This window comes from Pyxidicoccus fallax, from assembly GCF_012933655.1.
Taxonomy (GTDB): Bacteria; Myxococcota; Myxococcia; order Myxococcales; family Myxococcaceae; genus Myxococcus; species Myxococcus fallax.
In genome coordinates this window covers 1-4,478 of the sequence record NZ_JABBJJ010000573.1, presented here as the reverse complement: position 1 = coordinate 4,478, position 4,478 = coordinate 1, and the positions used below count along the sequence as shown (strand labels likewise).

The window sequence follows — 4,478 nt, the reverse complement described above, 5'->3', positions numbered from 1 at the left end:
GCCACCGCCCCCGCCGCCTTCCTCATCCGCCCGTCTCCCTGGCCGCCTGGCCCGATGTGAACCCGACTTCCCTCGCCCTCGTCAGTAATCAAGCCGCGTGCCACGCACGGCGCGTGCGAAATGGGAAGCCGTGTCGCCCGGGGTGGGCAAACCTCTTCTCTGATCTGACCCCGTACTGCAGAAAGCACAGGATTGGACGGCCGGACGATGCCGGAAAAATTTCCTGCACCCGAGGACCTCTCCAGGTGGGGCAACGCGTAACCCACGACGATCCATGGACTTTCCCTCCCCCCGGTACGTGGCACAGCCGCTGCTAAGGCAACCGGGCCGGAAGCGTTGCTCCCGTCGAAACGACGGGGCGCATTCGAGACATCCGCAGCGAGGGAGAGCAGACGATGGGCAAGACGAGCGCGGGGTTCTGGACGGTGTTGGGCGTGATGCTCCTGTCGGGGTGTGCCCACCAGCCGCAGGTGAAGGTGGACAACTCTGAGCAGCCCTACCGCATTGGTCGTGAGGACGTGCTGGACATCGCCGTGTGGCGCGACCCGGAGCTGTCGCGCACCCTGCCGGTCCGCCCGGACGGCTTCATCTCCATGCCGATGGTGGGCGAGGTGCAGGCCGCGGGCAAGACGCCCACGGAGCTGGCCGAGATGCTGAAGCAGAGCTTCCAGCCGTACGTGCAGGAGCCCCGCGTGACGGTCATCGTCCGCGAGGTCAACAGCAGCCGCGTGTTCGTCACCGGCGAGGTGGCCAACCCCGGCGCCTACCCGCTGCGCGGCCGCGTGTCCCTGCTGCAGGCCATCGCCCTGGCGGGCGGCTTCACGGACTTCGCCAACTCGGACGGCATCGTCGTCATCCGCAATGACGAGAAGGGCGGCCAGATTCCCGTCCGCTACAGCGACCTGATTTCGCCCGACGGCGGCCACGAGCTCATCCTCCGGCCGGGTGACACCATCGTCGTGCCGTGAAGGGTTTCAGGGGTGTGGGCGTCGGTGCGGTCTGGGACGGTGGGTGGCGTGTGGGACGGAGGGCGACGGTGAAGGGCAACTGGAAGAAGTGGCTGCTCACGGGACTCATGCTCGCCGCTCCGGCCGCGCAGGCCGCGACGGTCTGGGAGCCCGGGCTGCGGCTGACGGCCGAGGAGCGCTACGACGATGACCTGCGCCTGGGTGACGGCGCGGCCGGCGGTCAGTTGATGACGAAGCTGTCCCCGCGGCTGTCGCTGACGGGCAAGGACGGCCGGCTCGACATGGAGAGCTTCTACGCCGCCGACTTCCTCATGCGGCATGGCTCCGGCAAGCTGTCGCTGGACCACCGCGCGGGCGTGGAGCTTCGGCACGTGCTGTCGCGCCGGCTCCGTGTCGACTCGGCGGCGCGCGTGTTCCGGGTGAGGGACCCGGCCTCGCTGCCGCGTGACGGCCTGGCTCGCACCACGTCGCCCACCTTCTTCACCCAGGCCACCCTGGGTGTCACGGGGCGCGCCACGGAGCGGCTGGACGTGCGCGCCGGCTACAAGTTCGAGGCGGTGCGCATCCTCGCGGCCGGCCAGAACTCGGGCTACGCGCACACGCCGTCGCTCGAGGCCTGGTACCGCGGCACGCGGCGGCTCAGCCTGGGCCTCGAGTACCGGTACCAGGGCTTCCTCTACCAGGGGGAGCTGGGCCAGTCGCATGGCGTGGCCGCGGGGCTGCGCTACCGGCTGACGCGGCCCACGACGTTCATCGCCCGGGCGGGCCCGGTGCGCTTCCTGGCCCCGGAGGGCCAGCAGAGCGGCTGGGCGCCCCGGGTGCATCTGGAGTTGCAGCGGGACGGTGAGCTGCTCGACGTGGGCGTGGCGGTGGGCCACGACCTGGTGGGCGCGAGCGGCTTCGCCAACGCGGTGTGGGCGGACTACGCCTCGGTGGTGTTCGGGCGGCGGTTCACCCAGCGCTTCAACGCGTTCGGCGCGGCGAGCTTCTTCCGCAACGGGCGCGCGCCGGCCCAGCAGTGGGGCGTCTTCAACGGGTCGCCCGATGTATCGCAGGGGTATGCATTGAGTGGTGGGGTGGAGTACCGCATCGACCGGCGGTTCATGGTGCAGGGTGCGGTGGACAGGATTGCCCAGGTCGGAGTGCCGGAGACGGCGGGTACGGATGGGACAGGAGCGGAGACACCGGGCGCGGCGGACCTGACGCGCAATGTCTTCGCCGTTCGACTGGTGGTGACGCCTTGGTAGCAACAGCGAGAGGGATGGAGGAGGAGCGGAACATGGAGCGTGGGATGACGGCGGACCAGCTGCTGGCTGCCCTGTGGCGCCGCAAGGCCTTGGTGGGAGCCATCGCAGCAGCGGTCTTCGCGGTGGGCGCGGCCATCGTGATGACCCGGCCGAGCATGTATGAGGCGTCAGTGGTGGTCCGCGTGGAGCCGCAACGGCCGGGCGAGGAGATGGTGCAGCGCACGGTGAGCGAGCTCATCGAGCAGCGCCTGCTGACGGTGCGGCAGGAACTGCTGGCCCGCCCCGTGCTCCAGAAGGCCATCGAAGAGATGAACCTCTACCCGGACATCGTGTCCGAGAAGGGCATGGAGTCCGCCGTCGCGCAGATGCGCAAGGACCTCACCGTGCGCGTGGAGGGTGAGACGGCCTTCGAGCTGACCTATGCCAACCGCGACCCGCAGGTCGCCGCGCAGGTGGCCAACCGGCTGCCGGACATCTTCTCGTCCGAGACGCTGAAGATTCGCCAGGCCCAGGCCGCGCGCGCCACCGACCTCTTCAACGAGGAGATGGCCCAGCTCGGCACCGCCGTCACCGCCTGGGAGCGCAAGATTGCCCAGTTCAAGGTGGACCACCTGGGTGAGCTGCCCGAGCAGATGGAGATGAACATGCGCGGCCTGGAGCGCGTGTCGCACCTGATGCAGACCAAGTCCGAGGAGCTTCGCGTGGCCGAGGCCCGCCGCTCCGACCTGGCCCGCGCTCGCAACGCCGTGGACAGCGAGGCCGGCCGGCTCGAGGCCGCGGAGAACGGCATCACCCGCTCCCTGGTGCAGGCGCGCACCCAGTGGACGGAGGACCACCCCGAAATCAAGCGGATGCAGGGCGAGCTGGAGAACCTGACGGCCAAGCGCAAGGAGGCCGAAGGCCGCCTGTGGGCCGAGCGTGCCGAGCGCACCCGCGTCGCCCAGCTCATCGAGTCCATCCAGAAGGAGATTGTCGGCCTCCAGCAGCAGGCCGAGTCGTACCAGAAGCGGCTGAACAACACCCCGCGCTGGACGCATGAGCTGGCGGTGATGAACCGCGACTACGAAATCGCCCGCACCAAGTACCAGAGCGTGGTGAGCCGCAAGGTCGAGGCGGAGATTGCCCAGGAGCTGGAGGCCAAGAGCGCCAAGAGCCTCTTCAACGTCATCTCCCCGGCCGGCGTGCCGGCGATTCCGGCCCGGCCGGACCGCGTGACGGGCCTGCTCATCTGCTTCCTCATCGCCCTGGGCCTGGGTGTCCTCACCGGCGCGGTGCTCGAGATGCGCGACGACAGCCTGCGCGACGGGACGGAGGTGCGCGAGCGCCTCACCCTCCCGGTGCTGGCGGTGGTCCCGGATATGCATGGCAAGACGGAGCGGCGGATTCTGATGCCGGCTTCGGGGGCTCGGAACAACGTGTCGACCCCCACGTCGTTGAACTGAGTCGGCGGAGAAAGGACGGGTGACGGAGATGGATCAGACGATGGAGCGGGCGGGCAACTTTCTCCCCCGGGTCGATGAGAACGCGTCGGGCGGGAACGTGGTGGACCGTCGGGTGGTGACGCTGACGGCGCCGGCCTCGGTGGCGGCGGAGCAGTACCGGAGCCTCTACTACCGGCTGGAGCGGATGCGCGAGCTGCGGCCGATGAAGGTGGTGGCGCTCACCTCGGCCATGCCGGGCGAGGGCAAGACGGTGACGAGCGTCAACCTGGCGCTCGCCGCGGCGCGGGCGAACCCGGAGCGGCGCATCCTGCTGGTGGATGCGGACCTGCGCCGGGGTGGGGTGGCGGCCACGCTGGGCATGCGCAACAAGCAGGGCCTGGCGGAGCTGCTGTCCGGTGAGGTGGAGGTGCGGGACGTGGTGCGGCGCTTCAACTCCACGCGCCTGGCCGTCATCCCCGCCGGCGCCACGCCGGAGGAGCCCACGCAGGTGCTGGCCAGCGCGCGCATGAAGCAGTTCCTCAAGGCCGTGCGCGAGGGCTTCGATGAGGTGTACGTGGACCTGCCGCCGACGCTGCCCTTCGCGGACGCGGCCATTCTCGGCCACCAGGTGGACGGGGTGCTGATGGTCATCCGCGCCAACGTCACGCCGGGCAAGTCGGTGCACCAGGCGGTGGAGAGCCTCGGTGGCGCGCCCATCCTCGGGTGCGTGCTCAACGGCGCGGAGATGCAGGCGACTCCGTACCTGAAGAACTACGAGAAGAAGTAGTACCGGGCAGCCCATGGGCCCGCCCCCTGCTGGAAACGGGGGGGCGGGGCCCGAG

The 4,478-nt window shown here is 69.7% G+C and carries 4 protein-coding genes; all 4 read left to right on the top strand.

The features are described 5' to 3' along the window. The first annotated feature begins 395 nt into the window (after positions 1–395). Positions 396–968 carry a polysaccharide biosynthesis/export family protein gene (locus HG543_RS51820; protein WP_169352391.1) on the top strand — a complete coding sequence of 191 codons (573 nt, stop codon included), beginning with the start codon at positions 396–398 and terminating at the stop codon, positions 966–968. A 68-nt stretch (positions 969–1,036) separates the two neighbouring features. Further along, positions 1,037–2,215 carry a hypothetical protein gene (locus HG543_RS51815; RefSeq protein ID WP_171818860.1) on the top strand — a complete coding sequence of 393 codons (1,179 nt, stop codon included), beginning with the start codon at positions 1,037–1,039 and terminating at the stop codon, positions 2,213–2,215. Positions 2,216–2,229: 14 nt separating this feature from the next. Beyond that, positions 2,230–3,657: a GumC family protein gene (locus tag HG543_RS51810; protein WP_171818859.1), complete on the top strand. Its 1,428-nt coding sequence runs from the start codon at positions 2,230–2,232 to the stop codon at positions 3,655–3,657. A gap of 28 nt (positions 3,658–3,685) precedes the next feature. Further along, positions 3,686–4,423, top strand: a complete 738-nt coding sequence (locus HG543_RS51805) for a CpsD/CapB family tyrosine-protein kinase (protein ID WP_169352392.1) — start codon at positions 3,686–3,688, stop codon at positions 4,421–4,423. Positions 4,424–4,478: the final 55 nt, after the last annotated feature.